Raw genomic sequence first — 19,530 nt, 5'->3', positions numbered from 1 at the left:
ATAGCTGCCCGCAAGGAACTTACATTTATTCGACTCGAATGTTTACCGGATTCAGTGTAAGGTTGCCTCCGCCCGCCACCTTATACCATTTGCCCCTTTCGAGTTTGATTCTTTCCGTTACGCCCTGTGTAATATATCCGATTCTGTATTTTTCTCCAGTCTCTACATCGGTAAAGACCACCTCAGTATCACAATCACCGCTCACTTTTACAGTTCCCCAAAGTGGCTGTATTTGTTCTGTCTTTATGGTGCCTTCATCGTTTGAAAGGGTGAAAGTATGGCTTCTCTGAATATTGATATAAATCGCCACCAGAAAAACCGTTGCCAGACATAAAGCAAACCTTCTTGTTTTCATCGAAACACCTCCTGCAAATTCGGTTTTATCGAATCATATCACATAAGCGGACTCTTCAAACTTACAGTTCGGTTTCCACCGCAAGCTGCTCCTGCTTTTCTTTTTCGTCAGCGATTTGGACATCAACATCTTCGCGCATCTTTTTCAGAAGTGCAAGGACTCGCTTGATTTGATCCTTGGTGTTTTCCACTCTGCTCTGTGCCTGGTTGATGTGATCCAGAACTGCCCAGTCTGCAAAGAGGCCATCAAAGAAGAAATCCGCAAATTTCAGAAAGCTGTCTACTGTAATCTGAAGGTCGGCGGTGATTTCAACATCGGAAAGTTCAGTTTTGAACCGCCGCAGTTCCACTTGAAGCTGTTCGATTTGTTCCTGAGCATCGTCCAGTTCTTCATACTTGGCAAGATCGGCCATCAAACCGCCGCCCATTACGTCCCATGTACTCCAGCCCTCGGCATTGTCGAGGGTTTCCAGAACTTCATTGACCGTATGCAGGGCGGTCTTTCCGGCGTTGATGGCTTCCAGCAGCTCCCGCTTTTGGACTTTCAGTGCGGCAATGCGGCTTTCGCTTTCCACAATCTGCCGTGCGGCAGGGTGGGCAGATGCTTTGATGCTTTTGATTTTTTCGGAAAGAGCAGCTTGATACTGCCTTTCGCAATCGGACAGCCGTGCTAGTCTATTTTGAATCTGCTCCAAGTCGGCATCAACGGAAGAAAGATCATGGAGAGCCACATCGTACTTGACACGGGCTGCATAGGCTTCCTGCCGTTCCTTGTCCATCTTCTCATCCATCTTTCCGATTACCTGATAGAAAAATGCGGCAAGGCTGTGTCCCTCCAGACGGTCCACGTCAGCCTGCTCTGCCAGCTTGGATTTTTCCAGCTTTTTCAGGCGGTCAGCAAGCGTATCTCTCTGGGCGGTCAGTTCTTTCTGTTTTGCTTCGCAGCTTTTCTTTTCAGCGACCTGCTGCCAAAGCTCTTTCAACGTAGAATCACTCATATGGAATGTCCTTTCCCGGCATTACGTTTCTTCGTTCAGAAGCTGGTTCAAAAAATGCTGCCGATTATTTACAAATGTTTTGGTGATAACGTAGCTGTCCGTATCTTCATACTGACAAGGATGAATCGTGCCATTGTCGAAGCTAAAAATCTCAGCATCAGGCATTCCGAGGAGAATGGGTGAATGTGATACGATAATGAATTGCGCCCCTTCTTGGGCACACCGATAAATGTTGATCAGTAACGTGAGCTGCCGCTGCGGGGATAAAGCGGCTTCCGGCTCGTCAAAAATATAGACTCCATCTGCACCCATGTAGTCCTGCGCAATGGCGAGGAAACTTTCACCGTGTGATTTTTGGTGATAGCCTTTGGAGGGATGATCGTCATCGGAATAGTCGATTTCCTTGGTGGCTACATTATAGAAACTCTCTGCTCGGAGAAAATACCCGAACTTTGGTCTGCGATACCCCTTGGAAATCGTCATAGCCTCACATAGTTCCGAATGGGAGTTGTATGTGGAAAATGAATAGTTCTTCGTTCCACCCTCTGCGTTGAAGCCGTAAGCAACAGCGATTGCTTCCAGAAGCGTAGATTTTCCACTTCCATTTTCGCCAACAAAGAACGTAATGGGCTTATGGAATGTAAAAGTGTCGATTCCACTGATGGCAGGAATCTGACGAACATAATTGTATGGGCGAACTCTGTTCCAGTCGATGGTCAGCCCTTGGATAAACAGATCGTTCATGCAGCACTCCATACTATATAATGTAAGAAACACTTAGTTCCGCTCAAACCCAAGATAGCGGGTGCCCTGAAAACTCAGCTTTCCAATGTCGCCCTCCACAAGCATTCCGTAGTCCGAACCACTTACGGTAAGCTCCATGCGATCGCCGCTCTCTACCTGAAAGGTCACATAATAGGTCGTGAACGTATGCGCCATCGTATTGTCTGTATGGTGGCGAGAAACTTCCGTGCGCTTTGCCACAACCGTTGCCGGAACGGTCAGCCGCGGCGAATGGTTGTTTTTATTCCATGTGCTGATATTTCCGATGATGGTGTATAGGATCATGCCCAAAACCACAAGGAACAGGATGGGAAACAGAATGCTGAACAGCAGATCAATTCCAGCGTAAAACATCTTATTCCTCCAAAATTTCTTCCAGCAGGTCCTTTACATCGTCCAGAAAAGATTCTTCTCCGAGGGTGTTCACCTTGAAGAACACCGCTTGACTGCCTCCTGCAGTGATGGCAGACAGCCGGATCGGACTGTCCGCATTCTGGAACATGGTCAGTGTCAGACTCAGGCGGTTGCCGCCCATCATGCTGTACCGTTCAAACACACGGACACTGCACCGGGCATCGCCCTCTTTGAAATCACTGCCTGCCTCTAAATCTGCCGACCAACTGCTGTCTGGGATTTCTTGTTCCAGCTTCCGAAGCAGCTTGTCAAAGTTTTTGTTTCGGATGGTCTTTTCAAAGATTGCCATAATGGTTCCTCCGTTCTGACAATTAAAAATCGGTCCCTTATTTTTGATACGAGCAGAGCCACAGGAAAATTGCGGAGAAATCGCTTGAAGAGAGGAATTTTGTCTGATTTGATTATAGCATATCTTTTGGAAGAACAAAATACTTTATGTACGCCGCCCGTAGGCGGCAAAGATCAGTCCAGGGGAAATTCCAGTTCGACAAACTCTGCATCGGTCAGCAGTTTCAGCTTTTCGATAACCCCCTCCGACAGCTTTCGCAGGGCAGGTTCGTCGGGCATCAGATAGCACTGCATCAGCCGCAGTTCGTGGATAAGCCCCATCCGGGTGCCGGTGTTGTAGAACATGGAGATAATGCTCAGTCATCTCGGTGTCGGCATGGCCTACATTGCCTCCATGGGCTGGATCTTGTTTATGCAGAGAAAGGGCCTTTGGCAGCAGCTGATCCACGCAGCCGCCGGATGTGAAAAGCTCTTCTTCACACTGGGTGGTTTAGTGTTGATGATGAGCCTGCACATTTTTTCCATTCATGCTAACCATCTACGATTATTTCCTCAATAGGTCGTTTTGCATTTTATGCCATGCAAAAGGCAGAATCAGATATAAAAAGTTCTTTCGTATGTAAAAGCCTTCAAAAACAACTTGAAACACTTTTGTTGCAATGGTACAATAATAATGTTATTTTATGGAAGCTCGGCGCAAAGCCCATGCGGACAGGCCGCGGGTGTGTGGATTCCTGTGGGATGTGTAAGAATAGCTAGGGCAGCACTGCGCTACTGCACTTTCCGATAATGTGAGGAAGGTATATTTATATGATGAAAAAGATCTCCCGCCGCTCTTTTTTGCAGGTCTGCGGCATTACGGCAGCCACGGCGGCGTTGACTGCCTGCGGCGGCGGTAAGACCGAAACGGCGAAAAAAGACGATGCGCACGAAGCCATCACCTTTATGGCACCTTATAAGGAGATAGAAGCCTTTATTGAGCAGGTACACAGCGTTTACCCGGAAGTGAACATCGAGGTCGTGCCCTACAGCGGCGATAACACCACCACCTGTTTGCAGAATATGTTTGCGGCAGGCGACCTGCCGGACGTCTGCACCTTGACCTACTACGACCCCCGGATCGATCTGGTCTCCGACAAACTGCTGGACCTTTCCGGCTACGATTTTACGGATAACTATGTGGAGTCCCGTCTGCAGGACGTGTTCGACAACGGTGCCATCTACCTGCTGCCCTCGACCTACAACTGCTACGGCATCACCTACAACAAGACCCTGCTGAAAAAATACGGCTGGGAGCTGCCCAATTCTTTCGCTGAGCTGGAAGAACTGGCGGAAAAGGCCAAGGAAGCCGGGGTCAATCTCTGTCTGCCGCAGATCCAGTATCCGGGCTACGGCTTCCAGTATCTGTGCAACATTGCGGACGCCGATTTCCTCGGCACACTGGACGGCAGGCTGTGGCAGCGGGATTATCTGTCCGGTAAGGCGAATGTCAGCAATACCCCCGGCATGATGCAGGCGATGGCCTATGTCCAGAAGTGGAAGGACATCGGGATGCTGAACGACACCGGCGACGCTCTTGACGACAATGTGACCCGGCAGAGGATGACCGAGGGCAACACCCTGTTTCTGATGGGCGGCACCAACGGCATCGTGGAGGCAGACGGCAACGCCGATAAATACGGGCTGATGCCGTTTCTCTCGGAGGACGGCACCCAGAACGTTTTTGTGCTGAATGTGAACCGCTTCTACGGTCTGAATAAAAAGCTGGAGCAGAACCCCCAGAAGCTGGAAGATGCGCTCAAGGTGATGCGTGTGCTTTCCACCGTTGCAGGCACCAGCGCTCTGCAGCCCGCAACGGCGCTGAAAAGCAGCCTGCTGCCCTTCAAGGACGCAAAAGCGGACGGCACCTACTATGCCGACATCGCCGATGCCCTGAATGCAGGCAACACCGCGCCCTTTATCTATTCCGGCTGGGAAAACACCATCGTGACCACTGGCCTTAAAATGCTGGACTTCATGAAGGGCAATGCCACCATGGAGGATGTGATCCGTCAGCTGGACGAGGATCAGGATAGTGTGGTGAACAACACCCCGGATACCATCACTACCGTTACGGAGGAGCTTTCGCAGGAGGACTGCGCCATGCTGGTGGGCCGCTGCTTTGCACAGGCTACCGGCAGCGACCTTGCGCTGGTGTCGCTGAGCACATGGATTCCCGGCAACCCCACCGATCAGAACCATCACGGCGTAGCTGCCAAGCTGTACGCCAAGGGCATTACGGATTACGACCTTTCGGTGATCCTGCCCACCGGCTGGAACCGCACCATCCAGACCGTTACCCTGACCGGGCAGCAGATCAACGACCTGCTGGCCACGGGCTACGATGCCTACGGCAACGGCAAGGGATACCCCTATGTGCTGGTAAGCCCGGTGCAGCCGGATGCGGGCAAGACCTATCAGGTTGCCATCTGCGGTGTGAGCGACCAGTTGGCTGCGGAGACCACGGTCACAGACAGCGGCGTGGTGGGCATGGATGCTGCAAAAGCCTTCTTTGGTGCATACACCACCATCAGCCGGGCAGATACCGCATGGAGCTAGGGTGCGTCTGAAACAGAACAGACAGGAGATACCAGATGTGAACAACAAACTATATATAAAGCTGCTTTGGGGCACCGGCTTTGTCATTGTTGCGGTCATCCTGACCCTTTTTATCATGAGCCAGACCTACATCCAGAACCTTGTCTACCATGAGCGGCTGAACCAGATGGAAGAGGTCACCCACCAGATGTTCCGCAGTCTGGAGGATGTGATCGACACCCATTGGAGCGAGGTGAATGTACAATGCAATTATTTGTACTGCACTCCGTTAAAGACCGATACCGAGTTCTATCGCTATCTGAAAAAGCTGTCGGAGCTTTCCAATTACCATGAAAGACAGATCGAACTGATTGCCGTGGACTCTGCCGGACATTACTATACCGAGAATGGCGGCATGGGGCTGCTAAGGGAAATGAACTATCTGGCAGACTCTCCGCAGTGGGTCAGCTACGTTTCCAACTCGCTGACCGTGGACGACTCCCGGATGGTGTTTCTGGAAAAGCTCTCCACCCCCATCACACTGCAAAGCGGAGAAAAAGAGATCACCCTGTGCTACTTTGGTATTTCGCAAAGCATGACCCAGCTGAACGATTATTTCCGCTGTGATGCCTACGAAAATAACAACAGTGTCTATGTGCTGGACGACAACGGTTTCAAGCTGTTCAACGCCAATGATACCGAGCTGCTGAAGGGGCATAACGTATACACCGTGCTCTCCCGGATGTCCTATCTGCACGGTTCTTCCTTTGCGGAGGCAAAGGAGCGGCTTGACCGCACAGGCTCCTGCTATTCCAACGCCGTGCTGGACGGGACCGAGTATTTCTACGCCCTGAAGCAGATGGAAAACGCCCAGTGGACACTGGCGTTCCTTGTTCCGGCAAAATATGTGGCCGTGAATACGCAGAAGCTGGTCAGCATCGTCATGATCATCATCATCGTCATTGCGATGGTGTTCTCGGTCATAACAGTTTTTGTCGGCTGGTCTCTCCTGCGGCAAAAGCAGCAGCAGGAGCTGCAGGCAGAAAAAGAAGCGAACCTCCGTCTGGAGCAATACAACATCCATCTGACGCAGGTAAACGATGAGCTGCGGCAGGCACAGGACATTGCCGCAGAGGCGTTACAGTCCGCCGAGCGCGCCAGCAAGGCTAAGACGGACTTCCTTGCCAACATGAGCCACGATATCCGCACCCCCATGAACGCCATCATCGGCATAACTACGCTGATGAAAAACGAGCTGCACCAGCCGGAAAAGCTGGCCGAACATCTGGACAAGCTGGAAAATTCCGGCCAGCTGCTTCTGGGCATCATAAACGATATTCTGGACATGAGCCGCATCGAGAGCGGCAAGACCACCCTGAATGTGGAAAAAATGAATCTGCCCCAGCAGATCAGCCAGCTGGACAGCATCATCCGCCAGCAGGCAGGCCAGCGCCGCCAGACCTTTACGGTAAACACCCATCTGCAGCACGAAAACGTGCTGGCAGACCCCAACCGTCTGAATCGGGTGCTGATGAATATTCTCTCCAACGCAGTCAAGTATACGCCCACCGGCGGGCATATCCGGTTTGAGGTGGACGAGCTGCCCCGAAACGAGCACTACGCCCGATACCGCTTTGTGGTGCAGGATGACGGCATCGGCATGAGCAAGGCCTACCAGAAGACTCTTTTTGACCCCTTTACCCGGGAGGAGCGCTCCGGCACCAACAAGGTGCAGGGCACCGGCCTTGGTATGGCCATCACCAAGAACATTGTTGACCTGATGGGCGGCTCTATCAATGTGGAGAGTACCACCGGCAAGGGCACTCGCTTTGAGGTGGTGCTGGAATTTCTCGTTGATGCCGAAGCAGATACGGTGCCAGAGGCACAGATGCTCCCGGAGGAAGAGGAAGAAACTTCTCCTCTGTCCGGCATGAAGTTCCTCTGCGCCGAGGATAACGCCATCAACGCCGAAATTCTGGAAATGCTGCTGGAAGCCAATGGCGCAAGCTGCACCATCTGCTCCAACGGTCAGGAAATCGTGGATGCCTTTGCCAGCGTAAAGCCCGGCGAGTACGACATGATCCTGATGGATGTGCAGATGCCTGTGATGGACGGCTTGGAAGCCACCCGCCGCATCCGCAGCGGTGAAAACCCGCTGGGCAGGATCATTCCCATCCTTGCCATGACCGCCAATGCCTTCCTTGAGGATATGCAGAAGAGCAGGGAAGCCGGCATGGACGAGCACCTGTCCAAACCTGTGGATATTGCTGCGCTGGAGCAGACGGTAAAACGCTTCCGTGTTATCCCCCCGAAAATAAATAGCGGACAAGCGCGTTTCCGCAGAGAAAGCACACAAGCGATGTAAATGATGCAGGAGAAGCTTAGAACGTGAATACACTTTCCGAGATCGAGGAATATTACAAAGCGCGTGAGCAGCAGCTGTTGGAAAAACTTCATCAACAGGAAGCCGCTTCTGCTGCAATGCCTGACGGATATCCAAGCTGCCCTGAAAGAAGAATTACAGCAGCACAACTGAGCTGCGGATGCAATCAAAACAGGAGTATAAAAAGCCCGAATGAAACACAGAATCTCACGCCGTGCATTCCTGAACGGATGCACGCTGCTGGCGGCAGCTGCTGCCGTAAGCAGTCTGACTTCCTGCGGAGAAGAGGAAGCGAAAGACAGCGGTCTTGCACAAATCGTTGTGGGAAGCGACAGCTATCCACCTTATATCTATCTGAATAATGACGGTGTTCCCACCGGGATCGATGTGGAGATCGCCACCGAGGCGTTCCGCCGTATGGGGTATGCTGCCCGGTTTGAAACGATCAACTGGGAGCAGAAAACAAATCTTGTGGAAAGCGGCGCCATCGACTGCATCTGGGGCTGCTTTTCCATGGATGGACGCGAAGAGGTATACCGCTGGGCGGGGCCTTACATGGTGAGCCGTCAGGTGGTTGCGGTGGATGCCCACAGCAGCATCCGATCCCTCAGCGACCTTGCCGGCAAGACCGTCGCCGTGCAGAGCACCGGCAAGCCGGAGGAGATCTTTCTCAGCGGCTCCGACCCGCGCATCCCGCAGACGGTGGAGGTGCTCAGCATCGAAAACCGCAGTGTGCAGTACGCAATGCTGGCCTGCGGCTATGTGGACGGCATCGCCGCCCACGAGACAGGCATCCTGCAATATATGAAGGACAATGCCATAGACTTCCGCATTTTGGAGGAACCGCTGCTGGTCACCGGGCTGGGCATCGCCTTTGCCAAGAACGACACCCGCGGGCTGGACAGCCAGCTGACCGATACCCTTGCGCAGATGCGCACGGATGGCACGCTGGAGCAGATCGTTGGCCGATACCTTGAAAATGCTTCGCAGTATCTGGAGGTGGACACCATTGGCGCGTAAAAACAGAACCACCCCGGATAAAAGGATATGGACAGCCTATCTGATCATCGGCGTGCTCTTGATGGCCGGTGTTGCTTTTTTCTCCAGCTGGCGGGCAATGCGCACAGCAGAGGAACGCTTTTGCCAGACCCTTGAGTTTGTCAAATCCCAGTCCACCAGCTTTGAAAAGCACAACGATACCATCACGGCAAAGGCACTCCGCCGCACGGCGGTCGCAGTCCATCAGCTGGCAGAGAATCCTGCGCTTGACCTCTCCGACCCGCAGTGCCTGAACAGGCAGACAGAAAAGCTCTGGCTCACCGGCATTTCGGTTCTGGGACCGGATGGCACGCTCCGGTGCGAGTCCACGACCAACGGCATCGGCTATGACCGGTTTGGCGACCAGCTGAAAAATGACGCTGTTCTGGACGTTTTATCTTACCCGCGAAAGACCTATGTGAAGCGCGTCCTGCTGGAAGATGGCTCTGCTGTGGATGTTGCGGCGCACCGGGCAGAAAGCACAGAGCTGCTCCTGCTTGCCTACCGGTACACCCCGGCGGAATTTGTGGAGGAAACGGCGCTGTCCATCCAGAGCATACTGGATGGCTACCCGGCAGAAACCAGCGGCACGCTGTTCATCGTGCAGAACAATCAGGTCGTTGCCGCAAACCGCCCGGAGCTGATTGGGCAGGATGTTGCAGGCAGTCCGCTGGCGCAGGGGATCCGCAAAGCCGGGGCCGCAGAGAAGCTGACCCATACCCGGGACTGGAACGGCTCCGGCTGCTATTTCGGGATGTTCTGCCATGGCAGATCCTTCGATCTCTATGCGTACACGGATGAAAAAATAATCTTCCGGGAGGCGCTTTTGCTGATCCTGACGGTTCTGGTCGGCTACATCCTGCTTGTAATGATCCTTCAGCTGCTGCGCCGCCGCTCCGTGCAGGAGATGGAGCTGCAGAAAAAAGAGCAGGAGAGGAAGTATCAGACCCAGCTGGAGGAACAGAACCGCAAGCTGGAGATCGCGCTTCAGCACGAGGGGGCGGCAAACCGCGCCAAGCGGGAGTTCCTGTTCAATATGAGCCACGATATCCGCACCCCCATGAACGCCATCATCGGCTTCACTTCGCTGGCTGCGACCCATATCGACAATAGGGAACAGGTGCTGGACTACCTCAAAAAGATCTCCACCTCCAGCCAGCATCTGCTTTCCCTCATCAATGATGTGCTGGATATGAGCCGCATCGAGAGCGGAAAGGTAAAGATTGAGGAAAAAACGGTGCATCTGCCGGACCTCGTCCACGATGTGCGCTCCATCATTCAGCCCAATGTTTCGGCAAAGCGGCTGTCGCTTTTTATTGATACCATGGATGTGGAGAACGAGGATATCATCACCGACCCGCTGCGGCTGAACCAGATCCTGCTGAACATTTTGTCCAATGCCATCAAGTTCACTCCCACAGGTGGCATGATCAGCATTCGCATTGCTGAGAAAAACGGTGCGCCTGCGGGCCGGGCCTGCTATGAGTTCCGCATCAAGGACAACGGCATCGGCATGAGTGAGGAATTCCAGAAGCACATCTTTGAGGAGTTCGCCCGTGAGGAAAACTCCACCGTCAGCGGCATTCAGGGTACCGGCCTCGGCATGTCCATCACCAAGAACATTGTGGACCTGATGGGCGGCACCATCGCCATTGAGAGCGAGCCGGGCAAGGGCAGCGAGTTCATCGTGAATCTCTGCTTTGCGCTCAGCGGACAAAAGGTGGAGCTCAGGCAGCTCCCGCAGCTGGAAGGGCTGCGGGCACTGGTGGCGGACGACGATACCGACACCTGCCTGAGCGTCAGCACCATGCTGTCCAAGATCGGGATGCGGCCGGAGTGGACGATCTCCGGCAGGGAAGCGGTGATCCGCACCCGGTATGCCATGGAGCAGGGGGATGAATTCAGCGTTTACATCATCGACTGGCTGATCCCCGATATGAACGGCATCGAGATCGTGCGGCAGATCCGCAAGGTGATCGGAAAAAGCTGCCCCATCATCATCCTGACCGCCTACGACTGGGCCGATATTGAAGAGGAAGCCCGCGCTGCCGGTGTTACCGCCTTCTGCGAAAAGCCGCTGTTCCTCTCGGAGCTGCGCAGAGTGCTGGCAGAGCCGTTCGGTGCAGAGCCTGCCTGCAGGCCGGTGCAGCTGAACGCGGAGGCCTTCAAAGGGAAAAAGATCCTGCTGGTGGAGGACAACGAGCTGAACCGTGAGATCGCAGTGGAGATCCTGAAGGAAGCGGGCTTTGAGGTGGAATCTGCCGAGGATGGCGAGATCGCCGTCCGGAAGATGAAGCAGGCGGCAGACGGACAGTATGACCTGATCCTCATGGACATCCAGATGCCCAACATGGACGGCTACGAGGCAACGCGGCAGATTCGTGCGCTGCCGGATGCCGCAAAGGCTGGCATCCCCATCTTTGCAATGACGGCAAATGCCTTTGAGGAAGACCGTCAGAACGCACTGAAGGCCGGTATGAACGGCCATATTGCAAAGCCGCTGGATATTCCGCACCTGCTGCAGGTCCTTGCAGATGTACTGAAATAAACAGCGCCCAAAAGCAAAAGCACCCACAGCAAGCGCCACAGAGGTTTTGAATCTCCGGTGAGCAAATTGCTGCGGGTGCTTTATTTCTTATGCCTGAACGGCAGTTTCTGTGATGGTTGGTGTAGCAATTTAACTGTACCACAGAACGGCTCATTCGTCTTTTTTCACTTTGTGACACATCTATTGTAATCCTACACAGCTTTTATGGTTCAATATATGAAATTTTATTGAAAATTTTTCATGGTAGTGGTAAAATATTTTTATGTCTCTTTCATTCTGTGCCCCTTCGCGGTAGAGGGAGAGCGCAAAACAGAAAAGACGCAAAAATTGCGGCATCCTTTCCGTGGGTGGGTTTTACAGCGCACACTCTTGCGGGCGGTGATGTATGATCAGTAAGCCAAAGCAGCCAACCGCAAAACGATGGCTGCCCAAGAAGTGTGAGGAGAAGGATCGGATGAAAACAAAAACATTGCGCCGCCTATTTTCCATGCTTGCGGCACTGGTGATGGGGCTATCCCTGCTCACCGGATGCAGCGAAAAAAATGCGGAACGAACACAGGAGCAGGAAGACGCTCAGACTATTCAGGTGTATCTGTGGAGCACCAGCCTGTACGAAAACTATGCCCCCTATGTCCAGTCCCAGCTGCCGGACGTGAACATTGAGTTCATCGTCGGCAACAACGATCTGGATTTTTACAAGTTTTTGCAGCAGAACGGCGGTCTGCCGGATATCATCACCTGCTGCCGCTTCTCGCTGCACGATGCGGCACCGTTGAAGGACAGCCTGATGAACCTTGCCATGACCAATGAGGCGGGCGCTGTGTACAACACCTACCTCAACAGCTTCAAAAACGAGGATGGCAGCGTGAACTGGCTGCCGGTCTGCGCGGATGCTCACGGCTTTGTGGTCAACCGTAGCCTTTTTGAGCAGTACGATATTCCCCTGCCCACCGATTACGCAAGCTTTGTAGCGGCCTGTCAGGCTTTTGAAAAGGTAGGCATCCGCGGCTTTACCTCCGATTATACCTACGACTACACCTGCATGGAAACCCTGCAGGGGCTTTCCGCTGCCGAGCTTACCACCACCGCGGGGCGCAAGTGGCGCACTACCTACAGCGACCCCGCCAGCACCGCGCGGGTGGGTCTGGACGACACCGTATGGCCGGGGGCGTTTGAGCGGATGGAGCAGTTCATTCAGGATACCCACCTTACAGCAGATGATCTTGCATTGAATTACGACGATGTGACCGGAATGTTCCGGAACGGAGAAGTTGCCATGTACTTTGGCAGCTCTGCCGGCGTGAAGATGTTTCAGGATGAGGGCATCGACACGGTCTTTCTGCCCTTCTTCAGCCAGAACGGCGAACCGTGGATCATGACCACCCCCTATTTCCAAGTTGCCCTGAACCGGGATCTGGAGCAGGACACCGCGCGCCGCGAAAAAGCCATGAAGGTGCTGAACGTCATGCTCTCCGAACAGGCGCAGAACCGCATCGTCTCGGAGGGGCAGGACGTACTGAGCTACAGCCAGAACGTTCCCCTGCGCCTGACCGAGTATCTGAAGGACGTCCGCAGCGTGGTGGAAGAAAACCACATGTATATCCGCATCGCCTCCAACGATTTCTTTGCCGTTTCCAAGGATGTGGTCTCCAAAATGATCGCAGGCGAGCTTACCGCTGAGCAGGCGTATCAGGCCTTCAATGCCCAGCTCCTTGCCGATGAGGAGCCTGCCGACAACGAGACCGTGCTGACCTCCGGGAAGGCCTATTCCAACGTATTCCACGCAAACGGCGGCAGCGCTGCCTTCTCCGTTATGGCAAACACGCTGCGCGGCGTGTATGGCACCGATGTGCTGCTTGCCACCGCAAACAGCTTTACCGGCAGTGTGCTGCAGGCGGATTATAACCAGAAAATGGCAGCTTCCATGATCATGCCAAACGTTCTGATGTCCCGCCAGCGCACCATGACCGGTGCGGAGCTGAAAGAGACCGTCCACGCCTTTGTGGAAGGCTGCGAGGGCGGGTTTGTGCCCTTCAACCGCGGTTCTCTGCCAGTGGTCAGCGGCATTGCTGTGGAGGTAAAAGAGAATAACGGCAGCTATACCCTGACCGGCATCACCCGGAACGGGCAGCCGCTGGGAGATAACGACACCGTTACCGTGACCTGCCTTGCAACGGAAAAGCAGATGGAAGCGCTGCTTGCGAGCGATAGCGGCACGTCTGCTGGCGAAGATACGTGGGTAAAAAACACATGGCGCGATTATATCTCCGGCGGCGCAGCGCTTGCAGAGCCGGAAAACTACATGACACTGAGGTGAGCGGAATGGCAGACGAAAAGCACGAATCCAAACGCAGCTGCTATTCCCGGCACAAGTGGCTGCCTGCCGCCGCTGCCATCCTTCTTTTGGTCTTTCTGGCAGCCGGTTTCAGCTTCCGGTACATCTCGTTTATGTCGCAGACCATCTATCAGGAAAGCACCTCGCATCTGGAAGAGGTGCTGTATAAATCCAATAGTATGCTGAAAGAGATGGTGCGCAGAAACCTGACCTATCTGCATCTGTGCAACGGCTTTCTGAAAAACACCTCGAATGAGGATGAAATTCAGGCCTATATCGAGGAAGCACAGCAGGCAGCCGGATTTGTTGACTTCTACTTTCTTTCCTATGACGGCAACTACACGACCGTGACCGGGGGAACCGGCTACCTTGGCCTGCAGACCAATCTGGACGAAAAGCTCTCCGATGGCGAGGATATCGTCGTGAATACGGCGCTGCCCGGCAAAGCCCCGATGCTTGCGTTCATCTGCCCCGAAACGCAGGGCAGCTACCGGGGCTTTGCCTATGACGCTGTTGCCATCACCTATTATAATGATGCTGTGCTGAGATTGCTGGACAGCTCTGCTTTTCAGGGCAATGCCAGCAACTATGTGATCTACCCGGATGGGCGGGTGGTGATTGACAATTCCGTAAACCGCAAGGAAATCATTTACAACTTCATTGCGATGCTGCGCGACCATTCCGACCTTTCCGAGGAACAGATTCTTGCCCTTTCGGATGATTTTGCGCAGGGCCGCAGCGGAAACCTGCGGGTCAAACTGGGCGACACCAGTTATTATCTGGTCTACGAGGATACCGCGGTCCAGAACTGGACGATGGTGGGGCTTGTGCCGGTCAGCATTGTCAATGCCAGTCTGGATAAGCTGTGGTTCCACACGGTGCAGATCGTGGCGGGCATCGCCTTTGGCCTTGCTGTGCTGATCATCCTGCTGATCCTGCGCAGAAGCCATACGACCCTGCGCCGGAAGGACACTGAGATCCTGTACCGGGACGAGCTGTTCCAAAAGCTTTCGCTGAACGTGGACGACGTTTTCCTGATGCTGGACGCAAAGACCTCCAAGGTGGATTATGTCAGCCCCAACGTCGAACGGCTGCTGGGCATCCCGTGGAAAGAAGTGCGGCAGGATGCCCGTGCTCTGGCAGCGCTGCACCCGAAAGATGACCCGGATCGCGACAAGAACTTTCTGGAAGGACTGCTCAGCGGGCAGCAACGCGAATGGGATTTCGAGTTTGAGCATCGGGAGACCAAAGAGCGGCGCTGGTTCCATAACATCGCCATGGGCAGCGAGGTAGAGGGCAGGACCAAGTATATCCTTGTCTTGTCCGACCGCACCGCCGACAGGCAGGTGAATCAGGCACTTTCGGATGCCGTTGCAGCGGCCGAGACTGCCAACCGCGCCAAAAGCACCTTCCTTTCCAATATGTCCCACGACATCCGCACCCCCATGAACGCCATCATCGGCTTTACCACGCTGGCACTCAGCAACATTGACGATAGAAACCGGGTGAAGGATTATCTTGCCAAGACCCTCGCTTCCAGCAATCATCTACTTTCCCTCATCAACGATGTGCTGGATATGAGCCGCATCGAAAGCGGAAAGATCCATCTGGAAGAAGTGGAAATCAACCTTTCGGATGTGCTGCACGACCTGAAAACCATCGTCAGCGGGCAGATCTACGCAAAGCAGCTGGAGCTTTATATGGATGCCATGGATGTGACCGATGAGGACGTCTACTGCGATAAGACCCGGCTGAATCAGGTACTGCTGAACCTGCTGTCCAACGCCATCAAGTTCACCCCGGCGGGCGGCACGGTCTCAGTGCGGGTGCGGCAGCTTGCCGGAACGGTGCGCGGCTGCGGGCAGTATGAGTTCCGCGTCAAGGACAACGGCATCGGCATGAGCCAAGAGTTCGCCAAAAAGATTTTTGAGCCGTTTGAGCGGGAGCGCACCTCCACGGTAAGCCGGATCCAGGGCACCGGCCTTGGCATGGCTATTACCAAAAACATCGTGGATATGATGGGCGGTACCATCGAGGTGCAGACGGCGCAGGGCAAGGGCAGCGAGTTTATCATTCGTGTGCCCATGCGTGCGCAGGCAGAGCACCGTCCGGTGGAAAAGATCACCGAACTGGAAGGCCTGAAGGCACTGGTGGTGGATGACGATTTCAACACCTGCGACAGCGTGACAAAGATGCTGGTCAAGGTGGGCATGCGTGCCGAGTGGACCCTTTCCGGCAAGGAAGCGGTGCTGCGTGCACGGCAGTCCATCGAGATGAGCGACGCTTACCATGCCTATATCATCGACTGGCGCTTGCCGGATATGAACGGCATCGAGGTCACCCGCCAGATCCGCAGCCTGAACGATGATACGCCCATCATCATCCTGACCGCCTACGACTGGTCCGACATTGAGGTGGAGGCAAAGGCTGCCGGTGTGACCGCCTTCTGCTCCAAGCCCATGTTCATGTCCGACCTGCGTGAGACCCTGATGGACGCCATCGGCCAGACACAGACGGATGCGGCGCAGGAGCTTCTGCCGAAAAAGAGCACCAACTTCAAGGGCAGGCACATCCTGCTGGTAGAGGACAACGAGCTGAACCGTGAGATCGCGCAGGAGATCCTGCGGGAGTACGGCTTCCGGGTCGATACGGCGGAAAACGGTGCCGTGGCGGTGGAAAAGGTAAGCACTGCCTCACCGGGCAGCTATGATCTGGTGCTGATGGATGTGCAGATGCCGGTGATGGACGGCTATACCGCCACCCGGCAGATCCGCGCACTGGCCGACCCTGCACTGGCAAAGATCCCGATCCTTGCCATGACTGCCAACGCATTCGATGAAGACCGCCGCAATGCCTTGGAAAGCGGCATGACCGGCTTTTTGTCCAAACCCATCGTGATCGGCGACCTTGTGCAGGAGCTGCGCAAGATCCTGTGACCAACTCATCATTGACAAACCTACATTGTGAACTCAAGGAGCCTGTCCAAAAAAGCATAAAAATGCGTATAACGCCCTATGAAATGGTGCCACAGGGCGTTTTATTTTGTCTTGTTTTGTGGGCGATGTTGCGGTTTTGCGAAAACTTGCGAGACTAAATAAAAAAATCCTACGAAATTACGATTCTAAACGTAAATTCGTAGGATTTTTGGAGCTACTGACCTGATTCGAACAGGCGACCTGCTCATTACGAGTGAGCTGCTCTACCAGCTGAGCCACAGTAGCAGATAAAATTTTCTTGCATGTTCTGCAACGAGAAATATTCTATCATACTTCCTGTGCGCTGTCAAGATTTGATTTTGCGGCAGAACAGGTGCAAATAGTCTGTGACACAAAAATATAACTGCTCTCCGAGAAAAAACTCGAAGAGCAGCCTTGCACACAAGAAAAATCAGTTGAACAGCTTACGGCCGATCCAGATGCAGATGCAGGCACCCACAACGGAAACGAGGATCTCACCCACGATGCCGGTAGCGCTCAGACCGATCAGGCCGAACACGATGCTGCCTACAAAACCGCCCAGAATGCCCAGCACGATATTGCGCACGGTGGAAGTTTCGCTGCCCATAATGCGGCCGGCGATGTAACCAGCCAGAGCGCCGATCAGCAGACTGAAAATAAAACCAAACATAATATTCTACCTCCTGAGTTTTAAAGCTCTGCGCTTTGCCCGGCGGTTTCCCGGGCAAAGCGGCAAATATCCTTCAAACAACATTTTTCGCATTCTGGTTTGCGCGCATTGCACACTGCCCGACCATGCATCACAAAGCGGTGGCACAGGTCGCTGCCTTCTTCCGGAGGAACGATCTTCCACAGGGCCATTTCCACCTTCTGCGGTTCCTTGATGCCGTCCACAAGGCCGATCTTGTTGCAGAGCCGGATGCAGTGGGTGTCTGTTACGATAGCAGGCTTGCCAAACACATCGCCCATGATAAGGTTTGCGCTCTTGCGGCCTACGCCGGGCAGGGCAAGCAGCTCTTCAAAGGTGGTGGGCACCTGACAACCGTATTTATCGCGCAGCACCCGCATACAGGCGGAGATATCCCGCGCTTTGGAGTGTCCCAACCCGCAGGGCTTGACGATGGCTTCAATGTCTTCGGGTTCCGCAGCAGCCAGCGCAGCAACATTGGGATATTTGGCAAACAGGTCTTCCACCACAATGTTCACGCGGGCATCGGTGCACTGGGCTGCCAGACGCACGCTGACCAGAAGTTGCCAGGCGTGGTCATAATCCAATGTACAGCCGGCATCTGGGTATTCTTTTTTTAACCGGTCAATCACTTCCAGCGCCAGCGCCTTTTTTGCAGTAAGGTCTTCTGGTGCTTTTTTGCGAACAGGCATTTCATCCACTCCCATCGACAAAAGCTGATACGATAATACCATGTTTTGCGTTTTTTGTAAACTGCGGGTAAAAATTATCTGAGAATGATTTTCAGATAAAACCTTGCTCTTACTGCCAAAATGCGATATACTATAGAAAAATGCTGGGGGAATCGCGCCTCGGTACGGGAGGAGGAAAACACGATGAACGAACCACTGGCACAGCGTCTGCGGCCCAAAACACTGGCAGATGTCTGCGGTCAGCAGCATCTGTTGGCACCGGGCAGGGTGTTCCGCCGTACCATCGAGAGCGGACACATCCCGAACATGATCTTCTACGGCCCGTCCGGTACCGGAAAAACGACGGTGGCACGCATCATTGCAGAAAACAGCGGTATGACGCTGCATAAGCTCAATGGCACTTCCTGCGGCACCGGGGACATCAAGGCGGTGCTCAAGGATATCGGCACGCTGGCAGGTGCGGGAGGCATCCTGCTGTATCTGGACGAGATCCAGTACCTGAACAAAAAACAGCAGCAGAGCCTGCTGGAATGCATTGAGGACGGCTCGGTGACGCTCATTGCATCCACCACCGAAAATCCATACTTCTACATTTATAATGCGCTGCTGTCCCGCTGTACGGTGTTTGAGTTCAAATCACTTTCGGCAGCGGATGTGGAGCGTGGGGTGCACAATGCACTGAAAAAGCTTTCGGAAGGGGAGAGCACAAAGGTCTGCATGGACGAGAATGCCTGTGCCTACCTTGCCGAGAGCGCAGGCGGCGACCTGCGCAAGGCGCTGGGCTGTCTTGATTTTGCGGTGACGGCAGCTCCCATTGAGGATGGGGAAAAGCACATTACGCTGGAAATGATCCAGCAGGTCACCCGCCGCACTGCCATGCGGTATGACCGGGAGGGCGATGACCACTACGACATCGTGTCAGCCTACCAGAAGTCCATGCGCGGCTCCGACCCGGATGCGGCGCTGCATTATCTGGCCCGTCTGCTGGAAGCAGGAGATCTGCCCTCGGCCTGCCGTCGCCTGATGGTATGTGCCTGCGAGGATGTGGGCCTTGCCTATCCACAGATCATCCCCATTGTGAAGGCGGCAATTGATGCCGCCAACATGGTGGGCCTGCCGGAAGCACGGCTCCCGCTGGCAGATGCCGTCATTCTGGTGGCCACCAGTCCTAAGTCCAACAGTGCCTATGATGCCATCAACGCGGCCATTGCGGATGTGCAGGCGGGCCGCACCGGGCCGATCCCGCGCCAACTGCAGAACAAGCACTACGACGGTGAGGATGCGCTGGTAAAGGGACAGAATTACAAATACGCCCATGATTACGCCCACCACTGGGTGGAGCAGCAGTACCTGCCAGATGCCATCAAGGACGTAAAATATTATACCTTTGGCGATAACAAAAATGAGCAGGCGGCCCGTGCCTACTGGGCAAAGATCAAGGGCGAAGAGAACGTCTGAGCCACGCCTTACACCCA

At 54.1% G+C, this 19,530-nt stretch carries 15 protein-coding genes and 1 tRNA gene; 7 read left to right on the top strand and 9 right to left on the bottom strand.

The window, feature by feature from the left end:
• Positions 1-25 precede the first annotated feature (25 nt).
• The 6 genes from DWY76_RS01055 to DWY76_RS01030 all read right to left on the bottom strand — a co-directional run bounded on the left by DWY76_RS01055 (position 26) and on the right by DWY76_RS01030 (position 3,182).
• Positions 26-355 (bottom strand): hypothetical protein, encoded by a 330-nt coding sequence (locus DWY76_RS01055; RefSeq protein ID WP_097778305.1) that lies wholly within the window; start codon positions 353-355, stop codon positions 26-28.
• A gap of 61 nt (positions 356-416) precedes the next feature.
• Positions 417-1,352: a hypothetical protein gene (locus DWY76_RS01050; protein ID WP_120079376.1), complete on the bottom strand. Its 936-nt coding sequence runs from the start codon at positions 1,350-1,352 to the stop codon at positions 417-419.
• Between the two features lie 21 nt (positions 1,353-1,373).
• Positions 1,374-2,096, bottom strand: a complete 723-nt coding sequence (locus DWY76_RS01045; protein ID WP_005921747.1) for an AAA family ATPase — start codon at positions 2,094-2,096, stop codon at positions 1,374-1,376.
• Positions 2,097-2,129: 33 nt separating this feature from the next.
• Positions 2,130-2,489, bottom strand: a complete 360-nt coding sequence (locus DWY76_RS01040) for a DUF2500 domain-containing protein (protein WP_112144625.1) — start codon at positions 2,487-2,489, stop codon at positions 2,130-2,132.
• A 1-nt stretch (position 2,490) separates the two neighbouring features.
• Entirely contained in the window at positions 2,491-2,838 is a 348-nt protein-coding gene (locus DWY76_RS01035) for a DUF6054 family protein (protein ID WP_097793435.1), read from the bottom strand.
• A gap of 173 nt (positions 2,839-3,011) precedes the next feature.
• On the bottom strand, positions 3,012-3,182 hold the full coding sequence (locus DWY76_RS01030; RefSeq protein ID WP_120079374.1) for a transposon-transfer assisting family protein: 171 nt from the start codon (positions 3,180-3,182) through the stop codon (positions 3,012-3,014).
• Positions 3,183-3,647: 465 nt separating this feature from the next.
• On the opposite strand from DWY76_RS01030, the gene DWY76_RS01020 reads away from it, so the two are divergent.
• From DWY76_RS01020 to DWY76_RS00995, 6 genes are all read left to right on the top strand, one after another.
• Positions 3,648-5,435: an extracellular solute-binding protein gene (locus DWY76_RS01020; RefSeq protein WP_120079370.1), complete on the top strand. Its 1,788-nt coding sequence runs from the start codon at positions 3,648-3,650 to the stop codon at positions 5,433-5,435.
• A gap of 37 nt (positions 5,436-5,472) precedes the next feature.
• A complete protein-coding gene (locus tag DWY76_RS01015; RefSeq protein ID WP_243111873.1) occupies positions 5,473-7,779 on the top strand; it encodes an ATP-binding protein in 2,307 nt (768 codons plus the stop codon).
• Between the two features lie 210 nt (positions 7,780-7,989).
• On the top strand, positions 7,990-8,817 hold the full coding sequence (locus DWY76_RS01010) for a transporter substrate-binding domain-containing protein (protein WP_120079366.1): 828 nt from the start codon (positions 7,990-7,992) through the stop codon (positions 8,815-8,817).
• Positions 8,807-11,383, top strand: a complete 2,577-nt coding sequence (locus tag DWY76_RS01005) for a response regulator (protein WP_120079364.1) — start codon at positions 8,807-8,809, stop codon at positions 11,381-11,383. The genes DWY76_RS01010 and DWY76_RS01005 overlap by 11 nt, the downstream gene beginning before the upstream one ends.
• 454 nt (positions 11,384-11,837) lie before the next feature.
• Entirely contained in the window at positions 11,838-13,700 is a 1,863-nt protein-coding gene (locus tag DWY76_RS01000; RefSeq protein ID WP_120079362.1) for an ABC transporter substrate-binding protein, read from the top strand.
• 5 nt (positions 13,701-13,705) lie between these two features.
• Complete coding sequence (locus DWY76_RS00995; RefSeq protein ID WP_120079360.1) at positions 13,706-16,654, top strand: PAS domain-containing hybrid sensor histidine kinase/response regulator; 2,949 nt, start codon at positions 13,706-13,708, stop codon at positions 16,652-16,654.
• A gap of 209 nt (positions 16,655-16,863) precedes the next feature.
• On the opposite strand, the gene DWY76_RS00990 is transcribed toward DWY76_RS00995, so the two are convergent.
• The 3 genes from DWY76_RS00990 to nth form a co-directional block, all read right to left on the bottom strand.
• Positions 16,864-16,939 (bottom strand) — tRNA-Thr (locus DWY76_RS00990).
• Between the two features lie 166 nt (positions 16,940-17,105).
• Positions 17,106-17,345 (bottom strand): GlsB/YeaQ/YmgE family stress response membrane protein, encoded by a 240-nt coding sequence (locus tag DWY76_RS00985; RefSeq protein WP_005941717.1) that lies wholly within the window; start codon positions 17,343-17,345, stop codon positions 17,106-17,108.
• 20 nt (positions 17,346-17,365) lie between these two features.
• Positions 17,366-18,055, bottom strand: a complete 690-nt coding sequence (gene nth / locus DWY76_RS00980; protein ID WP_044953658.1) for an endonuclease III — start codon at positions 18,053-18,055, stop codon at positions 17,366-17,368.
• A 183-nt stretch (positions 18,056-18,238) separates the two neighbouring features.
• On the opposite strand from nth, the gene DWY76_RS00975 reads away from it, so the two are divergent.
• Complete coding sequence (locus DWY76_RS00975; RefSeq protein WP_120079358.1) at positions 18,239-19,513, top strand: replication-associated recombination protein A; 1,275 nt, start codon at positions 18,239-18,241, stop codon at positions 19,511-19,513.
• Positions 19,514-19,530: the final 17 nt, after the last annotated feature.

The organism is Faecalibacterium sp. AF27-11BH, from assembly GCF_003603005.1.
GTDB classification, from domain to species: domain Bacteria; phylum Bacillota; class Clostridia; order Oscillospirales; family Ruminococcaceae; genus Faecalibacterium; species Faecalibacterium taiwanense.
The sequence above is the reverse complement of the archived record's forward strand: the minus strand, read 5'-3'. Positions and strand labels throughout refer to the sequence as shown.